General features: G+C 42.9%; 22 protein-coding genes. 4 read left to right on the forward strand and 18 right to left on the reverse strand.

All coding sequences use genetic code 11. From position 1 onward, the window contains the following. Nucleotides 1–25: 25 nt before the first annotated feature. From HMPREF2794_RS13905 to HMPREF2794_RS13920, 4 genes are all read left to right on the forward strand, one after another. Nucleotides 26–997: an ABC transporter substrate-binding protein gene (locus tag HMPREF2794_RS13905; RefSeq protein ID WP_029425646.1), complete on the forward strand. Its 972-nt coding sequence runs from the start codon at nucleotides 26–28 to the stop codon at nucleotides 995–997. A gap of 11 nt (nucleotides 998–1,008) precedes the next feature. Beyond that, nucleotides 1,009–2,052: a porin gene (locus HMPREF2794_RS13910; RefSeq protein WP_022301437.1), complete on the forward strand. Its 1,044-nt coding sequence runs from the start codon at nucleotides 1,009–1,011 to the stop codon at nucleotides 2,050–2,052. Between the two features lie 48 nt (nucleotides 2,053–2,100). Next, nucleotides 2,101–4,305: a tetratricopeptide repeat protein gene (locus tag HMPREF2794_RS13915; protein ID WP_010538906.1), complete on the forward strand. Its 2,205-nt coding sequence runs from the start codon at nucleotides 2,101–2,103 to the stop codon at nucleotides 4,303–4,305. A gap of 561 nt (nucleotides 4,306–4,866) precedes the next feature. Further along, nucleotides 4,867–5,055 carry a hypothetical protein gene (locus HMPREF2794_RS13920; RefSeq protein ID WP_070751694.1) on the forward strand — a complete coding sequence of 63 codons (189 nt, stop codon included), beginning with the start codon at nucleotides 4,867–4,869 and terminating at the stop codon, nucleotides 5,053–5,055. Between the two features lie 57 nt (nucleotides 5,056–5,112). Here HMPREF2794_RS13920 and HMPREF2794_RS13925 read toward each other — a convergent pair whose 3' ends face one another. From HMPREF2794_RS13925 to HMPREF2794_RS14010, 18 genes are all read right to left on the reverse strand, one after another. Then, entirely contained in the window at nucleotides 5,113–5,826 is a 714-nt protein-coding gene (locus HMPREF2794_RS13925) for a hypothetical protein (RefSeq protein WP_070751695.1), read from the reverse strand. 152 nt (nucleotides 5,827–5,978) lie between these two features. Beyond that, complete coding sequence (locus HMPREF2794_RS13930) at nucleotides 5,979–6,443, reverse strand: DUF6808 domain-containing protein (protein WP_070751696.1); 465 nt, start codon at nucleotides 6,441–6,443, stop codon at nucleotides 5,979–5,981. Further along, nucleotides 6,440–6,940 carry an N-acetylmuramoyl-L-alanine amidase gene (locus HMPREF2794_RS13935; protein WP_070751697.1) on the reverse strand — a complete coding sequence of 167 codons (501 nt, stop codon included), beginning with the start codon at nucleotides 6,938–6,940 and terminating at the stop codon, nucleotides 6,440–6,442. Before HMPREF2794_RS13935 ends, HMPREF2794_RS13930 begins: the two co-directional genes overlap by 4 nt. 11 nt (nucleotides 6,941–6,951) lie before the next feature. Continuing rightward, on the reverse strand, nucleotides 6,952–7,173 hold the full coding sequence (locus tag HMPREF2794_RS13940) for a hypothetical protein (protein ID WP_070751698.1): 222 nt from the start codon (nucleotides 7,171–7,173) through the stop codon (nucleotides 6,952–6,954). Then, nucleotides 7,151–7,432 carry a hypothetical protein gene (locus tag HMPREF2794_RS13945; RefSeq protein WP_070751699.1) on the reverse strand — a complete coding sequence of 94 codons (282 nt, stop codon included), beginning with the start codon at nucleotides 7,430–7,432 and terminating at the stop codon, nucleotides 7,151–7,153. The genes HMPREF2794_RS13940 and HMPREF2794_RS13945 overlap by 23 nt, the downstream gene beginning before the upstream one ends. A gap of 12 nt (nucleotides 7,433–7,444) precedes the next feature. After that, nucleotides 7,445–7,984, reverse strand: coding sequence for a hypothetical protein (locus tag HMPREF2794_RS13950; RefSeq protein WP_070751700.1), 540 nt, complete (start codon nucleotides 7,982–7,984; stop codon nucleotides 7,445–7,447). Beyond that, on the reverse strand, nucleotides 7,977–9,128 hold the full coding sequence (locus HMPREF2794_RS13955) for a hypothetical protein (protein WP_070751701.1): 1,152 nt from the start codon (nucleotides 9,126–9,128) through the stop codon (nucleotides 7,977–7,979). Before HMPREF2794_RS13955 ends, HMPREF2794_RS13950 begins: the two co-directional genes overlap by 8 nt. A 19-nt stretch (nucleotides 9,129–9,147) precedes the next feature. Then, complete coding sequence (locus tag HMPREF2794_RS13960; RefSeq protein WP_070751702.1) at nucleotides 9,148–9,672, reverse strand: hypothetical protein; 525 nt, start codon at nucleotides 9,670–9,672, stop codon at nucleotides 9,148–9,150. 2 nt (nucleotides 9,673–9,674) lie between these two features. Continuing rightward, entirely contained in the window at nucleotides 9,675–10,205 is a 531-nt protein-coding gene (locus HMPREF2794_RS13965; protein ID WP_070751703.1) for a hypothetical protein, read from the reverse strand. A 2-nt stretch (nucleotides 10,206–10,207) separates the two neighbouring features. After that, nucleotides 10,208–10,732, reverse strand: a complete 525-nt coding sequence (locus HMPREF2794_RS13970; protein ID WP_070751704.1) for a hypothetical protein — start codon at nucleotides 10,730–10,732, stop codon at nucleotides 10,208–10,210. 4 nt (nucleotides 10,733–10,736) lie between these two features. Next, nucleotides 10,737–11,258, reverse strand: coding sequence for a hypothetical protein (locus HMPREF2794_RS13975; RefSeq protein ID WP_139147257.1), 522 nt, complete (start codon nucleotides 11,256–11,258; stop codon nucleotides 10,737–10,739). A gap of 27 nt (nucleotides 11,259–11,285) precedes the next feature. Further along, entirely contained in the window at nucleotides 11,286–12,230 is a 945-nt protein-coding gene (locus tag HMPREF2794_RS13980; protein ID WP_070751706.1) for a hypothetical protein, read from the reverse strand. Between the two features lie 30 nt (nucleotides 12,231–12,260). After that, complete coding sequence (locus HMPREF2794_RS13985; RefSeq protein WP_070751707.1) at nucleotides 12,261–13,250, reverse strand: nuclear transport factor 2-like protein; 990 nt, start codon at nucleotides 13,248–13,250, stop codon at nucleotides 12,261–12,263. Between the two features lie 106 nt (nucleotides 13,251–13,356). Next, complete coding sequence (locus HMPREF2794_RS13990) at nucleotides 13,357–15,906, reverse strand: coiled-coil domain-containing protein (protein ID WP_070751708.1); 2,550 nt, start codon at nucleotides 15,904–15,906, stop codon at nucleotides 13,357–13,359. Then, entirely contained in the window at nucleotides 15,906–17,279 is a 1,374-nt protein-coding gene (locus HMPREF2794_RS13995; protein ID WP_139147258.1) for a hypothetical protein, read from the reverse strand. Before HMPREF2794_RS13995 ends, HMPREF2794_RS13990 begins: the two co-directional genes overlap by 1 nt. A 319-nt stretch (nucleotides 17,280–17,598) precedes the next feature. Further along, nucleotides 17,599–18,570, reverse strand: a complete 972-nt coding sequence (locus HMPREF2794_RS14000) for a hypothetical protein (RefSeq protein ID WP_070751710.1) — start codon at nucleotides 18,568–18,570, stop codon at nucleotides 17,599–17,601. Next, the gene (locus HMPREF2794_RS14005; protein WP_070751711.1) at nucleotides 18,567–19,001 is read right to left on the reverse strand and encodes a hypothetical protein; all 435 of its coding nucleotides are present in this window, start codon (nucleotides 18,999–19,001) and stop codon (nucleotides 18,567–18,569) included. The genes HMPREF2794_RS14000 and HMPREF2794_RS14005 overlap by 4 nt, the downstream gene beginning before the upstream one ends. Beyond that, nucleotides 18,994–19,377, reverse strand: coding sequence for a hypothetical protein (locus HMPREF2794_RS14010; RefSeq protein WP_139147259.1), 384 nt, complete (start codon nucleotides 19,375–19,377; stop codon nucleotides 18,994–18,996). The genes HMPREF2794_RS14005 and HMPREF2794_RS14010 overlap by 8 nt, the downstream gene beginning before the upstream one ends. Nucleotide 19,378: the final 1 nt, after the last annotated feature.

Below are 19,378 nucleotides of genomic sequence, written 5' to 3' on the forward strand. Positions count from 1 at the left end.
TTATACCTTATCCATCCATTCAGGCATGAAGAGAGCGGCACTCATATTCTGTATCCTCCTTTTCTTCCTTTATTCTTGCCAAAGAAAAAAAGGAGAAAGTGTCTTTTTGCCTTCAACGGAATTGCAACCACTCACGCTGGGAATACTTCCGACGCTGGACGGACTTCCCTTTCACATAGCCAAAGCACAAGGAATCTACGACTCTTTGGGCTTGGATATAACCATTCTTCCTTTCAATTCCGCCAATGACCGCGACGCAGCTTTTCAAACCCAATCAATAGATGGCATGATTACTGACTATCTCAGTGCGGTAACTCAACAGGCTATCCACCATACCGACTTAGGAATCATACTGAAGAATGACGGTTATTTCTGTTTTATCGTCTCCAAAGAGAACGGCATCAACCAACTTCAAGAACTCAAAGAAAGAAATATTGCTGTCTCACGCAATACCATTATCGAATATGCAACCGAGCAGCTACTGAACAAAGCAGGAATCAGCCAAGCCGAAGTGAACAAACCGGAAATAGCCCAGCTTCCTCTCCGCCTGCAAATGCTTCAATACGATCAGATTGACGCATCTTTCCTCCCCGACCCGGCAGCCTCTATTGCAATGAATGCCCGGCACCGGTCTCTGATAAGTACACAGGAATTGGGAATTGACTTCACCACTACTGCCTTCTCCCGAAAAGCGATCAACGAAAAAAGAAAAGAAATCGAACTACTAATCACCGGATATAATCTGGGAATAGACTATATAAAAATGCACCCTCAAAAAGAATGGAAACAGGTATTGATAGAGATCGGTGTCCCGGAAAACCTGACCGGCCTCATCGCACTTCCTGTTTACAGAAAAGCGGAGCGGGCCTCAGCTGACGACCTAGATAAAGCAGTATCCTGGCTGAAAGCAAACAACCGGATATCTCAGACATATTCCGACCATCATCATCTGATAGATACAACTTTTATAAAAACAAATTCAACCACTATCAAATAACAACAAGTCACATGCGAAAAACACTCTTACAACTCTCAATGATCGCGTTCATTCTGTCCGGTATACAGAATACGCTCACAGCACAGGAGAAAACACCATTGAACCAAGTTGTCAATACGCTGAAAGAACGGATCAGTCTGGCCGGTTATGCACAACTGGGGTACACATACGATGACGCTGCCAATCCGGACAACACATTCGACATCAAACGGATCATCTTCATGGCACACGGTAAAATCACCGACAGATGGACATGCGATTTTATGTATGACTTCTACAATGGCGGCATGTTGCTCGAAGTATATACGGATTACCGGATTTTCTCCGGACTTACAGCACGTATCGGAGAATTTAAAGTACCTTATACCATTGAGAACGAGTTGTCTCCCACCACAGTAGAATTGATCAACTGTTATTCGCAGTCAGTCTGCTATCTGGCAGGAGTCAGCGGTAGTGACAAATGTTATGGGATGACTTCCGGACGAGACATTGGTATGATGATTCACGGAAAACTTTTTCATGATTTCCTGCAATACAAATTTGCCGTCATGAACGGACAGGGGCTAAATACCAAAGATAAAAACAGTCAGAAAGATGTAGTCGGCAATCTGATGGTGTATCCTAACAAATGGCTATCCGTAGGAGGATCTTTCATTCGGGGGACCGGGCATGCCATAGCCGACTCGCAATATTCAGGAATCAAAACAGGAGAAAATTACGCAAAGAAACGTATGAGCCTGGGAGGTGTCGTCACGACTTCCGCTTTCAATTTCCGTACGGAATATCTCGCAGGAAAAGACAAAAACGTAAAAAGTGAAGGATTCTATGCGACAGGCAGCGTACGTTTAGTACAAAATTTCGATTTCATTGCCTCTTTCGATTATTTCAATCCGAACAAGGCGGCTGATTTCAAACAAAATAATTACATTGCCGGACTACAATACTGGTTTTACCCCAGATGTCGTGTACAGGCACAATATACTTTTTGTGATAAAAAAGGAGACGGACAGAAGGATTCTAATATGATACAGGCACAGGTGCAAGTCAGATTCTAACTTTTTGGCATCCTTTTTGTTCTATTACATATAAATAATTGAACCATTATGAACGAAAAAACGATCAATGAACAATACGCCTATATACGCTCTCTACTAGAAGAAAAAAGACTTAAGGAAGCTCTGATGCAGTTGGAGTCCCTGCTCTGGCAATGTCCGGACTGGGATTTACGTAACCGTATGGAGCAGCTGCAAACCTCCTACAAGTATATGCTGGAGTATATGCGCCAGGGAGCGAATGACCCTGAACGCTGGAATGTATACAGAAAACTTGTGGCTGATACATGGGAAATAGCCGACCGTTCGCGCCTGCTCATGCTGGATAACGCCTCATCAAGATATTATCACGAGGTACGCCGTACTCCCCGATCGGAAGATTTGTCAGCATACACTCTAAAAAAACTGCTGCATATGCTGGAGTCATTCAATGACGACTTGGCAGTCAGCGGGCTGTTATCCGACGAGAAAATGGACGATGTACTGAAACGGCATGAAGATACACTCAAATTTATGTTTCTGCAAACATGGACCAACAGTTCATGGACTCCTGAAGAGGAAGAGGATGCACAATCCATGCTTATCTCCGAACTGTTGCCGGTGAACGACCTGTGCCTGTTTATCAGTGCTGTTACATTAAGTCTGATGGAATGCTTTGACTTGCGTAAAGTTATGTGGTTGCTAGACGCTTACCGCCACCCGGACGTCAATGCCAGCCAACGTGCACTGGTAGGTGTGATTTTCATTTTCCATATCTATAGAAACCGTCTTTCCCTCTACCCCGACCTGATCAAAAGGGTTGAGTTCATGGATGAGATTTCTTCCTTCCAAGAGGATGTGGCACGCATCTATCACCAGATGTTATTATGTCAGGAAACGGAAAAGATAGACAAGAAAATGAGAGAAGAAATCATTCCCGAGATGTTGAAGAATGTTTCGTCTATGCGAAACATGAGATTCGGCTTTGAGGAGAATGAGGAAGAGAATGATGACAAGAACCCGGATTGGGCGGATGCTTTCGAACAGTCGGGTCTGGGAGACAAATTGCGCGAAATGAATGAATTGCAACTGGAAGGGGCCGATGTATATATGAGTACATTTGCGGCACTCAAAAGCTATCCGTTTTTTCGGGAAGTACAGAATTGGTTTTACCCATTCAGTAAGCAACAGTCTGATGTCATCAAACAACTAAAACAGGAAGGAAACGAAAAAAACACATTACTGGATTTAATTCTCCAATCAGGATTTTTCAGTAACAGCGATAAATATTCACTCTTCTTTACGATCCGGCAGCTGCCTAAAGCTCAACAAGACATGATGCTGAGTCAACTTGGAGAGCAACAAGTGGCGGAACTGTCTGAAAAATCGAACGCGGAAACAATGAAGAAATTCAATGAACGACCGGGAACAGTCAGCAATCAATATCTGCACGATCTGTACCGTTTCTTCAAACTTAGCGTACGCCGTCATGAGTTCAGAGATATCTTCAAAGAGAAACTCGATTTGCATCACATTCCTGCACTTAATAACGTACTGTATAATGAATATATCCTATTCCCGATTGCTGATTTCTATTTAAAGAAAGAACGTTGGAATGAAGCGATAGAAGTGTATGAGGAAATGGAAACGATCGGAGCACTGAAAGGAAGAGGTGCGGAATATTATCAGAAACTGGGATATGCTCTGCAAAAAAACAAGAAGTATGCAGAAGCCATCGATGCTTATCTGAAAGCAGATACATTGAAACCGGATAATATTTGGAACAACCGCCATCTGGCTATCTGTTACCGGCTAAACCGAAATTATCAGGCAGCACTGAGCTACTATAAAAAGGTGGAAGAAGCTACACCGGAAAGCACCAATGTTATTTTCCACATCGGCAGTTGCCTGGCTGAACTCGGTCAATACGAAGAAGCAGCCAATTATTTTTTCAAACTGGATTTCATCGAAAGCAATTGTATAAAAGCATGGCGTGGTATCGGATGGTGTTCATTCATCAGCCGGAAGTACGAACAAGCAATGAAATATTACGAAAAAATCATCGGACAGAAGCCATTGGCCATCGACTATATGAACGCCGGACATGTCGCTTGGGCAATGGGAGATATCCAGAAAGCAGCCGCTTTATATGGTAAGTCAATTACGGCCAATGGAAACCGTGAACGCTTCCTGGAAATGTTCCGGAAAGACGAGGAAGCTCTTCTCAAACAAGGTATTCAAGAAGAGGATATCCCGTTAATGTTGGATTTATTATAATTTCTTCAGCTCCCCGTACAGTTTCTGTATGGGGAGTCCCATTATATTATAGCAACCACACTTAAAACATAACAATTTAAGAACCAGCAAATTAAGAATAAAACTACAATCTACGTAAAACTATAGTAAAACAAATGATAATTTTAGAGAAAATATCATTTTAATAGCATTCACTTCCCTCGTTTGGTCCCACACTTCTTAAACCATTCAATCATCAATCACTATAATTATAGGCAAAGATATAAAAAAGCAATTAAAACCTAACTGCCAACTAATTAAATATACCGATATGTTAAAAATGATATTTTCTCAATCTTTTTCTTGATTCCGTTTGTACGATATCAAAATAATGCTTATCTTTGTAATGTAATCAAAGAGATGATTACAGCGGTTAATCTTCTTCACCGAGAAAGCAAGAAGAAAAACCTAATCGGTATTCATTATGAGACTCGCAATTTCATTTAGAATCTGGAAAGTAAGAGTAAACTTCGAAATTCTACTCTAAAATCCAAGGGGAGGGAAACCTCCCCAACCGATTAGGATTTTGCAAATATAACGATTATGGATGAAATAACAAAAGGAAAACACGGTGGTACAAGAGCTGGAGCAGGACGAAAGAAAACAACTGCGAAACGCTACGGCTTTAAAGCCCCGGAGGATGTCAGTTCAATTCTCGAAAAGGTAGACGATAAGACTTCGTTTATTTGTGAAGCTATTTTAAAACTAGCAAAAGAGAAAGGAATGCTTTAGTTATTTATTAAAAAGGCAGCCTAATAAGCTGCCTTTCATTTAACTTCAATCCCAATTTTATTTACTTACATCCCAATCAAAAGAATAAACATAACCATTGATAGGTATATTTATAGTTAGGATCTTTCCTTTTTTCCTTTTAATGTTCATATATCCTATTATACCCTCATTAGGATGTACTGTTGTCTTCTTTAAATATCCTTGCCTTTTTATTTCCCTATCATTATCCATCATTTTGCCCAATGTTTGTAATTGGTAAGATGATGCCATATTAGCTTGAAAAGCTGCATTTGCATCATAATGGTTGGTTATTGTTGTAGAAATGGTACCATTTGACGAATACGATGTAGAATAAGACGTAGAATATCCGGCACTTCCTGCACTAAGCCCAGAAGAAAAGCCATATAAAGCCATAGCCCAGTTTTGAGACTTTCTTATCTTTTTCTGAAAGGCTTCATTTGTATATACTATTAATTGAGAACTATCTCCTCTATTAGTTAGTAAGTGAGAAGTAACATCGTCTGGCGTAAATATAACCGATGAATCACACTGATTCTTGATGTAAATCTCTATCCGGTAATATTTTCCATAATCATCTTTCGTTTCATAAGTCGTAAGACCAACGATAAAACCATTCGCATTTCTATATGCCCAAAGATTCCCATCATTATATTCTGTCATAACCGTAGAATCATTTTCTGACAGAATTAAAGTTTGTGCTTTGGATATTATTGAAATACACGCAAAAAGAAATAAACATATATATTTCATACCTTCAATATACAATTTATATAAGTTACATTATGAGATTAAAATGCAAATACGAAATTATAAATAATATGTGAAATATCCAAAAATAATCTAGCAGTAAAAATAATAGAGAAGAAAACTACAAACACTATCGCCTCATATTTCCCTTTTCTTTACCACATAACTAAATTATAGCTTATTCCTACACCAACATACCAACCGCCCGGATAACTGCATCCTGTCTGCAAGCCTAATCCCCAACGTTTGTTTTTCGGTTTAAGAGTGATGATTTCCTTTTCTCCGTAGACTTCCATGAAATCAAGACTAGGCTTATATCCACTGACTATTGCCCTGTAATCATTTGTCTTATATTCTTTGCTTGTTATCGGGATAAGTACCGGAACCGTATCTCCTTTTATGGTCTTATCGATAGTTGTATCTATCAGAATCGGTAAATATACCGTATCTGTCCTCTTTAGTGTCTCCTTAACAGGCAAAAGTACTATATCAACTATAGTATCCCGCAGTTTTACCGTATCTCCTTTCGTATAGACAGTCGAAGGATCGTGCGGATTACATTGCATCCACACGAGTATGCCAAGTAACAAGCATACTAATATCCAAGGTAGTACTTTCATGGTTTAACTACTATATTGCGTAAAAAGTTGGTAAATTCGCTCCGGACATCGAAACATGGACACGCTTTGATATATTCTACTGGTTCAATCTCACCATTTCCATTAATATCTGGAGACGTATCCCGGTGCCCCAATAACTCTACTATATCATATTCCCTACATAGTTTGGCTACAAGATCACAAAGGGCATTCTTTTGCACTTCGGTTCGAGTGTCTTTTGGATGTCCGCTTGCATCAAGTCCACCGATGTAGCAGATACCGATACTGTGTTTATTATAACTAATACCGGAAAAACCTTTTGTGTTACAATGCGCTCCGTCAATGGATAATGACCGACCGTTTTCTACGGTACCATCTAAATCAATTACAAAGTTATAGCCAATTTGATTAAAACCACGTGCCCGGTGCATCCGGTCAATATCCTTAGCTCGCAAGTCTTGTCCGGCACGTGTTGCCGAGCAGTGAATGATGATTGAGTCTATATCTTCTCTCTTCATATTCTTTCCTCCTATATAATTAAAATCAATATTAAAACTTGAATTAGTTGCCCGATAGCTCCACCGATTAATGTTGCCACAATATCAAGCCAATCCCATTTCCCACCCCAATCTCTGTCTTTAAATTCCATTCCTGCCGCCAATCCTGCCACAAATAAAATAGTAAATAGTGCCCCTGCTGGAATAGCATACAGGAGATGTTTAGGGCGATTACTTTCCTTGATCCAGTTCATTATTTACTCTCCTTTTCACTTCCGTTTTTTCTTTTTCGGATATATTCCCAATCATACTATTAATTTTAGTTCTGACATAGACAGGGATGCCGAAAACAGCTCCCGACCATATCAAGCATTGTGCAAAGAACCATAATACAGTATCATGAATGATACCTAAAGGCTCAACTAAAAAACCTGCAACTGACACCCCCACTCCTGCGAAGAGCATTCCCACAGCAGACCAAATCATGATATCGTCTCTCGTTTCCCTTTTCATTTCCTCACTCTTTTAACTTATAAAACATACTCGATAAGGCTTAACAGAGTCACAACAATGTTTATCCTTTGGATTATCTGATTCCTTAAATAACTCGTATACAATATGGAAATCCTCTATAAAAGCATCTGCTTTCCCACGTTCCTCTTCCCATCGCTTATTTTTGTTATAGTCTGGCAATATCAACGACCCGTTGTATACCTGCGTTTTCAGTCCTGTAGATGTGCTTTTTTGGTCCGCTATCTTCATATATCGCACAAACGCATAGTAACATAGGATCGTATAAAGAGGAACTATATTGTAGTTTTTCCCGGCTATTACGATATCTAACGAATAATTAGAATCAGAATCGGTTCCGGCAGGGATATCACTCTCTCCTTTTCCACCTCCTAGCTCACTCGATACCGAAAAGAATGTATCACCGCAAAGAGCTACTTTTATATCGAGCTTATCTGCCTCTTGAATGCATTTGTTTATCTCTGTGTCCTTAACATCTGCTGCGATATCAAAGATTTCACGGAACTTCTTGATTACTTCGGAAAAACTATTCATTTGGGTCTGTTTTAACGTTTACTATCGAGTTAGATTCTTCTAATTCGTTATAAATTTCACATACTTCTGTTGGAAGGTCTAAGGCACGCGCAATTTCCCGACTCAACTTACTACGAAGTTTCGTCACAGAACGACGATAAACTTTCTGCATTTCCTTCACGACCTCGCCGGACGCATTGGAGAATGAAATCAAAGACGAGTCAACCAAAGGAATAGGAATATTGTAGGCTTGTGAAGCGATATCCTTTTTTAGCGGTTCGTTGTAAGCCTTATACAGATTAGCGTCAATCGGTACGCCCAACTGGTCTACCTTAATAAATGGCTTATCAGTCAGAGCATTTTCATCACGGACCAATACCGCTGATCCTGCCCCTTGCGCTCCCATTATATCTTTTATCCCCTTAACAAAAGCGTCCTGTTCCTCCTGTTCGGTAAATTCTCCGTGAGAAATGATGCTGCACATGTGGAAACCACGTGTAAGCGTCCGTTCTACATAAGTAGAGTTCATCGCTTCCGCTTGCATCTCGGACTGGACTGAATGAAACGGAGAAAGCGGATAGGGCTTCGTAGTGAAGAAGTTTATGTACAAAAGCTGTCCGGGGTGATTCTCAATTCCGCCGAAAAACTCTACTTCATCCGCAAAGTTATCTGGATTGAACGCCGGATAGGTAACTGCCGTTTTATCCAATTGGGTAGACTTGATATTTTGACGATCCCAATTGTTAAACACTACGTACTTATGAATAACCGGATTCGTTAAGTAGTCTTTATTCAGCCCGGCACGGACGTATTCGAAAGGAACGGGATAAATCATTTTAGGGCGATAATCACCTCCATACTGGACAATTAGAGCGCACCCTCTGAAACGAGCTACGTCATATGCCAGCATATTCAGTATCTCGTCCATGTTATCTCCGTGGGCGTTCGTCATTTCGCCAAAAACACGGTTTTTAAAGCCTTCACATTCTATCGCTTCGCTCAGCCGTTCCACACTCAAAGAGGCGGTTTTGCTAGCATATATAAGTTCCGATAAAATTTGGGGGTATAGGTTTCCGTCCCCATACCCCACAATCTTTTCGGAAACCTTAGCGTTAACTTTGAGCGCTCTATCTACTATTACGTTTACTTTCTTGTGAGCTATCATATTAACGTTTCCTTTTAGTTTATTCCAGTTCCTTCATAATCTCGTCTACTAAAGCCTCCGGTGTTGTTTCTACTGAGGCTTCCGGTTCAGGATCAGCGGGGGTCTCCGGTTCTACGGGCTTCTCTTCTTCTGGAGCTTCTGTTTCCGGTGTTTGTTCCGGTTCAGGATCAGCGGGCAAAACGGTCGGTACGTCCTCCTGTGGTTCTATTGGACCTAAGTCCTCAAAGTAGGATTTATAAACCGGATTTTCTTTCATGATTCGTTCGGCGATGGCGTCCGTACAATTAAATGCACGGTAAACAACTCCGTCCGCCACATGATTGATAGATAGTCCCGGTTTCATTACGTAGCGAACGTGTATGCCCGTCAAGTAGTGATCCTCATACCATTTCTTCGCGTACGCACGATCCATATGGCACATAGGGTCCAGTTTTAGATGCGTAATACTTTTACAGAGATTCAAAATCTCGAACTCGTCCGTTAAGCGAATTAATTCGCGCACGGGCTTGATATCTTTTGTTACAGTTTTCTTTGCTCTTGCCATGATTATACAGTTTTTAAAGAGTTATACTGTGCCGCCGTAATACTATAATGGAAATCTCCGCAAGACCCGTCCGGCGTTTTTAAAGTAGCGGTTGAAACTCCGTCTGTTGAACTATCAGTTGATAAATCTGAGACCTCTAACGGCGAGTTACATCCCAAAATGAAATATTGGTTGTTTTTTGTTCTAATAGCAACCAAAAACGATCCAGAAACCAAAGCGATAATGTAGCTAACTACAGGTAACGATGAAAGAAGTTTCATGACTACTGATATTTCCAACATAGTAGGAGCATTGTCGTTTGCCCGCGATGCCTCCGTCACTTGAATAGAGTTTTTTACGGATTGAACGGTATATCCCCTGGTTCCGGCTTTCATTGTTACTACTGCCTGTCCTGTCGTAGAAGATACCGAGATACTAGAAACATCTTCGTAGTTCAATATTACGGCTTCTTCTACTCCGGCAATTCCAGAGATTAAACCGGGATTAGCGCAATCAAACGCTAAATCTTGTGCTATCTTCTTTAAACAAGCCATAATTATGATGATTTAGACACTAGAGTATTCCATGTAGCCTCAGTGATTGATGCACGGGCTTCTCCTAGAACGTTCTCAGGTGTGGTTAACGTAATGGCGGTATAGCCGCCGTTATCATTTGCTGATTCTTCCAGTCCGGATACCTCCAAACCGTAATTACAGCCATAAATACGGTAAACACCTGTTTCAACCATTTTTGCAACCGCCACAAGGCGAGAATTGAGAATGGTATTGATAAACACGTTTTCCGCACTCGTTTTCTTATACACGGTAAAATTAACCGATTGTTCCAGCGCATTCGGGGCGTTTTCGTTAATTCTTTGGGCTTCTGTAGCATTTGCACCCTTTCGGATAGACGCTACCCGGATAACCTTGCCCGAAACAGTCAACGTGATAGTAGCGATACCGTTGGCGATGGAGATAGATTGGATATCTGAGTAGTTAATAAGCAACAAATCAGCTATTCCAACTGCTCCACCTAAACAATCGTAGGTTATTGCACCCGTGATATTACTAATACATCCCATGTTGTTAAGTTAATTTATTAGCTTCTAAATACGTCCAAACAGCAGGTAAAGCAACTATATTGCGATCCCCCCTAGAGTTATCCGGTGTTTTCAGCGTTACGGTATCGAAACCGCCAGCCGCCGAAGTATCTCCATCCATGCTTGCCACTTCCAGCCCGGTATTAAGTCCGGCAACTTTAATGTTACCGCCGTCTTTGAGTTTTGCGAAGGCTACGTAATTCCCGGATAGCAGTGATTCCTTAATCGCTGCACCGTCAGAAGTCTTATCGTAGACCGTGATAGTAACCGTCTGTTCCATTCCGGCTGCACCGTCCAGTGTACGCAAAGCGTCCACTACTTTTGCGCCATTCTTGTAACAGTCAACCGGAATTGCCTTTGCACCGGATACAAGGACGATAGAGTTTAATGTCACGCCATCGCCACCCATTACAAAAGAAGACAATTCCGATTTGTTAACAAGGTACAGCCCAGCCAAACCGACTGAGCCGCCCGCACACCCAAAAACGATAGCCTTATTTAATTTCATACATGCCATAGTTTTCGGTATTAGTTGTTATGCTTTCGCTTTTGTTGCAAGTTTCAAAATAGACGGAATAGCTACCATTACGTCCGCAGCAAACACAGTTGTAGAGTAATACTTGCGGTCTTTCGCATCTTGAATGAACGGTTTAATGTTCACGCTTGAATCTTCCAAAGCGATTTGGATATTACGTTTCGGAGTAAACGCGATAAACGCATCTTCATCTGTTGCATCTGCGATCATAGACGCAGAAACATGAGGAAGTTCATTGATCTTGTATCCTTCTAAAGTGTACACAGCTTTTCCGTTCTCGAAATGCTCCTGAGCAGTTGTGTTGTCCTTACTCTGAACTAAGTTCTTAAACAGGCGCATTACATTAGAAGTCACGAAGAACTCGCTAAGTTCCTTTTGATCGGGACGTTGTGAATCAATAAGTTTCTTCATGGTATCCTCTACGCTAGCCGTAGTCAACTGCAAAGGAAGGATAGTTTCTGCGCTGTCCTTCATTTGCTTAATGAAACCACCATTTTTGAAAATATTGTAAGCAACATCACCTGTCTTAGTTCCGTCCAGCCATGCGAGACGTAGCAAATCAGCCTCCAAAACTTTCAGTACTTCCGAAGCCATGAAACCTGCCAGTTGAGTTTCATCGAAGTCATCCGACAAATGAATACCCTTAGCTACCATCTTCCCCCACAAATCTTGTAAACAAACAACGATAGGTAACTCCAAAGGCTGGAAGTCATAGTACTTTACATGATCGGACATATCTGTGTACTCATAAGTACCTTCACATCCAGCAGACTTACGAAGTGCCTTATCTTTCGCTACAAAAGTAACAATAGGCGTTTTATTGTCAAGTCCAGAGAGAACGGTTGCACCGCGTTCCATTTCGCCAACCAGCCCGACAGTCAAAGATATGACGTCAGCCAGTGAGTTAATATTCAGATTATTTAAATCCGTAAATGTCATTGCCATAATTTATAGTCTCCTATGATTTTAGTGTGATTACTTTTCTTTTGCGAACTTAACCATCGCCTCCCGCGCTTTCTTGCGTGCTTCCTCGTTAGAAAGCTGCGTTTTTTGTGCATCTGTTTTCGGTTTGCCTCCCACCGTACGAGTTGCAACAGGTGGCGTTTTCGTTTGCTTGGAAAGCATTGTTTTAATCTCACTCAAAGATGATTCAAGAGCAGTTAGACGCTGAGAAAATTCGTCCGGTGTCTTGGTTTCTGTCTCCGGTGTTTCCTCCGGCTTTTCGTCCATGTACTCTTTGAACTCGGCTATCTTGCCATCTTTGATCACGAGAACGATTTTTCCCTCTTCCGGGATATCAACGGTGATCTCACCATCTTCCACGGCGGTTCCGTCCTCTTTTACTACTTCGTCACCTACGGCTGCCTCTTCTCCTGCTGCCTTAATAGTGATCTTTTCACCATTAACCGTTTCTACGATTTCCTCTTTAAGCTCCGTTTTCTTTGAAAAGGTGCTGATAATGCTTGATAAAAGACCCATTTTATTCTTTGATTTTTGGTTATTAAAAAGCGAACTTGTCGCGGCTGGTAAGCCTACAAGGTCACACGTGAATAATTCTTCAAAACTCGTCACGTCCCATGTTTGGTTCTCTTCGTTCCACACCTTAGTGTCTAGGTCTACGACTGAAACGCCTAGCATTTCCGGTTCCTTTTCAATCATGTCCTTCATAAATCCTGCCTCCTGCGGATAGTTCTTTAAGAGAGCTTTCGAAAAGGTCAGATCGGCGTAGACTACTCCGTTTTCCTCAACGAAATTAGAGAAACTACCGATGTACTGGTCTAGCAGATCGTTACCGTTGTGTGTCCGGCGAGAATGGATAGGGCGAATACTACCAGCCACCACAAGGGACGCTAGCGATTCGGGCGTAATAACGATTTTCCCGGTTTTTAATTCACCGTTAACTTCATCCGTCCAATCGTTTGCGGTCGGTCCCGCCTCTATAATTCGTATTTTCTTGAAATCCATAAATTAGAGATTTACTATATAAACCATTCTATATTATAAACTATATTTCAACACAAAAATAGCTGTTACAACCTACTTACTATCCGCAAATTGTAGCAAATACGAATTAGCCCAATGCGGAATCAATAACAATTGTACGATTTTGTTGTACATCGGTAATATCTTGGACTGAAACTATCGGATTTGGAGCATTCTCTACCCCTTCTACAAACGCAAGTGCGATAGCTGCCACTGTTTTGTCGGACAAATCAACTGTTTGCTTAGACATAGACCGATTAAGATTCGTATAAGATTGAGTACTGATAACATCGAATCCTCCCCCCTGTGCATATCGGTAAGCATTAGAATTGCCAAAAGACCGTCCCCCGTATTGCTGATTAAGAGCAGACAACGCATTTATAGCATGAGATGCACGTTTGTTGAGGATGTACATATTCTCGCCTCCTTCCGCCTCGAACTGCTGCCCGTTTGATCCGGTGAACGTTACACCGCCCTGTGAATGCGGAGCACCAAACACGGTACCACCTTTGGCAAACTTCTTAACGCTGGTGTTAGTTTTGGGAATATCTTCTTTTACTTTCATAATCGAAGCAACTTGTTTTAATCCGGCAGCGATCACGATGGCTGCTTGCGCTACTCCCCAAATACCACCCTGCGCAATAGCCTTAGATGCACCTAAGTATGTGTTAATCGTAGCCTGCGCCAGAGCGAACGCTTTTCCGGCTTCCGATTCCTGTCCCATGATATTAGAGATTTGCCCGGCGATATCAGCTGTCATTTGCAACTTGGCGTTTACCAGTTCCTTTTCTCTCTTTTCCCGTATTTGGGCGTATTTGGATTCAATCAAAGAAATGTCCGCCCCAGTCTTCTCAGCGTTCGCAACTTCCATTTGGTATTGCTGCTCTAGACGAAGGGATTCACGTTCGAAGTCACTAGTTATGCTGGCTTCCTCGATGGCACGTTTGTTCTCTAAGTCCATAGCTTCCGTTTCTCTCTTCTTAGCGGCTTCTTCGGCTTCTAGGGCGGCTACCTGTTCTTGGAATGCTATCCGCTGTTCCAGCTTGATGTTATCGAATTCCTGTTGCGTGATAAGCCCCTGCTGTAACCTGTATCGCTCCTTTTCTAAGATAGCTTGGTTTAGCGCGTCTTGGTCCCCTAGTGCCTTCTGCTTGTCTACTATACCGATATTGGATTCACGGATTTTCAACTGTAGTTCGGTTATCCCGTTCTCGTAGCTTTTTAGAACTTCCGCCTGTATCTTCTTAGCTGTTTCAGCAGCTTTCTTATCGGCATCCTCCTTCGCTTTCTTGGCGTCTGCCGCTGCCTTCTTCTGAGCGGCGGAGTATGATGCTGCGGCAGCTTTATCGGCTGCTACTTTCTTATCAGTTTCAGATTTTTCAATACCGGATAACTGTGATATCAGTTCCTTCCGTTGCGAAGCGTACTGGGCTTCTTTTTCAGCTACAGCGGCATTCGCTTCCGCAACTGCCCTTAGCTCTTCTTTCGTGGAATAGGCTTGATTAGCTTTCTTTTCAAGAATAGAAGCACTTGTCTTTAACAAATTGAGTTCTGTCTCTTCCATTTGCTTAGATATGCGCAAGGCTTCTTTTGCAGCTGCCGCCCTTTCTGCCGCCGTTTTGGATTGATCTGCTACTAAAGCCTTCTGTTTCTCTAGTTCTCTTCGTTGCTCTGCTAATGGAATTATAGCGGCGGTTTCCGCACGATATAGTGCGTCTTCTTCCGCTACTAGCCCCTTCGCCGTATTGATGGATTTTACGGTTTCATCCGAAATAAGACCAAGCCAGTTATAAACCTTGATATAAGCCTCTGCCAGCCATTCGAACACCTTAACGACCTCTGAGAAAAACAGAGCTATGGCATCAAGTACCCTCGTTATAATAAACTCCATTGGGGCAAGGATGGTCTTAACGGAGTTCGCCAATTCATCGTTTCGGTCCATCAACTTTCCGATAACAGAGATCACAGTAAGAATAACCGAAGCGATAGCGACAAAAGGATTCGCCATCAATGCAGCGTTGAACGCCTTGATAGAAGCAATCCCCCCAGACATACCCTTGACCATTTGCCCGGTTGCGCCTGTCATTCCGCCTAAATTAGCCGTAGCAGTCTCTATGTCTTCTGCGTAGTTACCCACGTTTCTACGGGTATCACCTACCCCTTTCTCTAGGTCCTTCAATCGGTCCGATAGTTCTTTAGTCTGCTTGACTAGCTGTATTCCGGATTCTTTGGTAGTGCGTTCCTCCACGGACATTTTGTTTAATGCCTTCGTGTTCAACGCCAATTGTGCCCGCATGGATTCTACAGTTTCTGCACCAGCATTAACAATAGTGGTGTGCGCCTTGATCTGCGCTGCATTTTCAGAGACAGCCGTCTTCATATCGTTTAGCTTCTTGGTGTTAGAGATGATGTTAGTCTCCAGCTGCTCCATTTGTTTCTTTGCGGCTGTCTGATCCGTTTTGTTATCCGCATAAGCCTTCCGAACTTCCTCTAAAGCCTTCTTTTCATTGTTTAGAGTAGTAGTTAGCTGCTTCTTTTCCTCCGCTAGTTCTAGCGATTTCTTAATAAGAGCGTCCAAACCTTCTACGGCTTTCTCCGTTTTGAACGATAAATCTAGTAATGTTACATCTTCTGCCATTATTTTTGTCTTAATAAATTAATTTTAGTTAGTTTTACCTTACATTCCTGCGTGGAAATGTTGTAGTCCGTGATCGACCGGACATAGAAGAACGCATTTAACTGCTTAAACCACACTATCCCGTTCTCCTTATAGTTGTTTTCGATGTGATAATAAGGTATTTTAGCCTTAATTGTCACGTCCAATGCGTCCGAAAACAGCCCGTAGTACTTCTGTAGTGACTGCGTGTACTCGATCGACTTGAAGTATTCTACCCAAGTAGACCCGCTTCCCACCGCTCCTTTACGAATGGCGAATCTAGGATACGTACCGTCTTGAGGATATGGGACATTGGATTCCACGATGTCTCCCTTAGCCGTGAATGATGCCTTAGAAACCTGCAAACTTTTGAAGAAATCCCCGATCTTGAACACTGCGGTGTTCGGGAAGCCCTCGGAATCCTCGATCTTGTCGGTTGACAGGTAAAAGTCTGACCAATCCTGCCGGAACTCGTTGAAGGTTATCGGACCGTGGTTCCGATCTACGTTGCGGGCATCATCAGCTATCAGTTTGTACACGTTGACTATGACTCCCGTGTTGCCGCTATCGTCCACGTTCAGCGTAAATTTCCACCCCCACTGAAATATCTTGCATATGTCGGTGAGATACGTTATGGCATCCGATACTCCGCAGTTTCCAAATTCCTGCGTAAGTCCTGCGGTATTCTGAAGCGATGTTATCTTTCCCGACAGGTTTACGGCTTCATCCGGTGACATGAATGATGGCGGAAGCGCATCCAACTTATTGTAGTCATTGATGTCCCTGCTGATATACATCCCGTGATACGTGTATATCGGGATGTTGAAAGTAGTGGACACGTACTTGTAGCGTACCTGCGTGATATCATTCTGATCAGCGTCCTTTTGGAAGATGGCGATCGTCTGATTGTTGTCCACAGCCTTGAGGACCACATAGTTCAGCATTGTGCCTACCTTAGACATGTCCAGCGTGATGTAAGCGTTGTTGTCCATAGTGACCACAGCTACGGTTGATGATGTCACCCCACCCGGTGCTGTTATGGCTGTCCGGGTATCGTACTCCTTGATGTCTAAGAAGTTCCCTCTAAAATATTTCGTACCGTCGTCGGTCTCGGAAGCGTACCGCCAAAACACGGTAACTGACTTGCCTACAAGTAGATCGGAAATACCTATCTGACCCTTGTTCTCTATGATCAGACCCGGTGCATATCCTCCGTAGTCAATAGATGGGAATGACACGGGAGTAGGAGAACCTAGTGCTTTCGTGATCAAATCGCTAGCTCGGAAGAACCGGGTATTGCCCACATTCGAGTCGATGAGCGTAGCCTCCACGACTTCCTTCGGCAACTGCGACATCTTAAGGTCTGACTGAGAAAGGGCAATGCTGTAGCTCTCCTCATCGCAGGTCACCTTAGCTTTGAACCGCTTGTTGATCGCTGTCCCGCCTATGTAAATCCTAGCCTCGTACTTCGTATCACGCATCACGTAGCCGAAGTTGCGCATCTGATAGAAGATACCATCGTTGACCCGGTTTCTCGGTGCTTTGATGTTAGCCGAGTAGGTACGGGTAGATTCCCCAAACGAGTAGGGAGATGACGCATTGATGGAGAGTTTGACATCTGTCTTAGTCAGACCCTCCAAGAATGTACCGTTTATCTGTATCTTTATATCCATGTTAGTATTGGAATTTTAAAGTTGCCGTTCTCGCCAAGCCGGATGCCGTATACTTGACTCCCGTAGTCGAGGAACACCGCATCTTGGTGTCATGAGGAACACCGTCCAAGCCTCGCACCGTCACGTCCGGAGACGTTGACAGGACATCAAGAGCGAACTTGTTAGCCTCAGTCAGTTCGAATACGCAGGTCAACTCCCGCTTGGTTACTGTGCCACCGTCCAAGCCCTGTGTGATCGTAGGCTGCGTGCTCCAATTGTTGCAGGAGATCGCATCGTAGGACCCACACGAGTTTAGCCATTTCAGTGTAATAGCTCCGCATGCGTGCACCTCTTCCGGATAAACCTTAACAGCAGCTACGGACCCATCCGGATTCTTTATCGTAACCTTCTTGAATTGACATGCGTCCGGAAGACCGCTACCTTGCACATAAGTCGCTTTATCCACGGAGCCATCTTGATAAACCATATCCAAGTCATAGACCCGATCGTGGTATTGGCTGTTGATGAAAAAATCGTCATCCAGCGTATGCGCTAGCGGTGCTCTGCGTCCCAAGTCATCCCGGAAGTCCGTGTCATATTTTGATACCCGGTTGATGTTATTCCGGCTGGCTAGGTTCATTATGGGCATCCGGAACATCTGAGTCTGCACAGCAGCAGTTAGGTTAGCCCTGTGAGTTATCCCTAGCTCCACAGTATACCCGGCTATCCGGTCTTTGTATGCCGGGAGAAGCGGATAGAAGTGAGATGCCACATCGATCTCTATCCCATTGACAGGTTCTAGGTTAGCCACGTAGAACGAGTCTAGGGAGGATCGGCATTGCACATAGAAGTATACTATGATGTCCGTAGGCAGATCCGTAACGATCAGCTTTAATGGGATGTTGTCCCAAATGGACAGACATCCAGGATAGTTGTAGACCTTGCCATCGGGGATGTCTACGTTCAGACCTATTCTTGGTACTTGTACTTTCATTGCGTTAATATTGTTAGAATTTTCGCCTTTATGATCTTGTTTATATCCAGCGTCAGCCGTTTCACCCGTTCTGGATTAATGATGTCGGAGACTACCCCGCCACCGTTGAATTTGTTAGGAACTTTGATGCCGTCCCGCTTCATCACATAAGCGATGGCGAAAGCTGCTTCCTCCGGGATGTTTGCACCAACCGTCCGGTTCTTGTCTTGAATCCACTTTTTAATGGCGGAGACAGGCGGAAAACTCCCCGCTTTCCTACCCTGCTCCATCTGTACGACATAATGCGGTGCAGTAATAGTTACCCTATCACCGAGATCGTTTACTTTTAGATCACGCCCAAATTCACCAGACGCTACCAAACCTTTCGAAACATAAGATTCGAAAATTTCCTTTTTTATCTGTTCTACAACCTGCAATATCTCCTTATCCATAGTTCAATAAATCATCTGTTATAGAAAATGTTACACTCCAACCGGACTTCATTGAGTCATAGATATTCTGTACCTTCTTGAAACTCAATCCATCCACATCGAAGTGACACACAAAAGCGGACATTAGTTTGTTTAAAGCCAAATCGGTACGCATTAATGTATCAAGTTCGGCAACGTTATCCGTAAGATAGTACGATTTATCTAAGCACTGTAATACTACATTATACTTCCGGGTGGCAGGAGGCAACTTAGACATACCACCGTCCGGGACATCAAACGTTAAGAACATACCTGAGATGTCATTCACTAGCTCGTTAATAGTAGACGTATCTCCGAAATAGATAGGCAAGCCGAGTTTCACGGCTTCCCCATCCATA

It is taken from the genome of Bacteroides sp. HMSC067B03 (assembly GCF_001811315.1).
Classification (GTDB): domain Bacteria; phylum Bacteroidota; class Bacteroidia; order Bacteroidales; family Bacteroidaceae; genus Bacteroides; species Bacteroides faecis.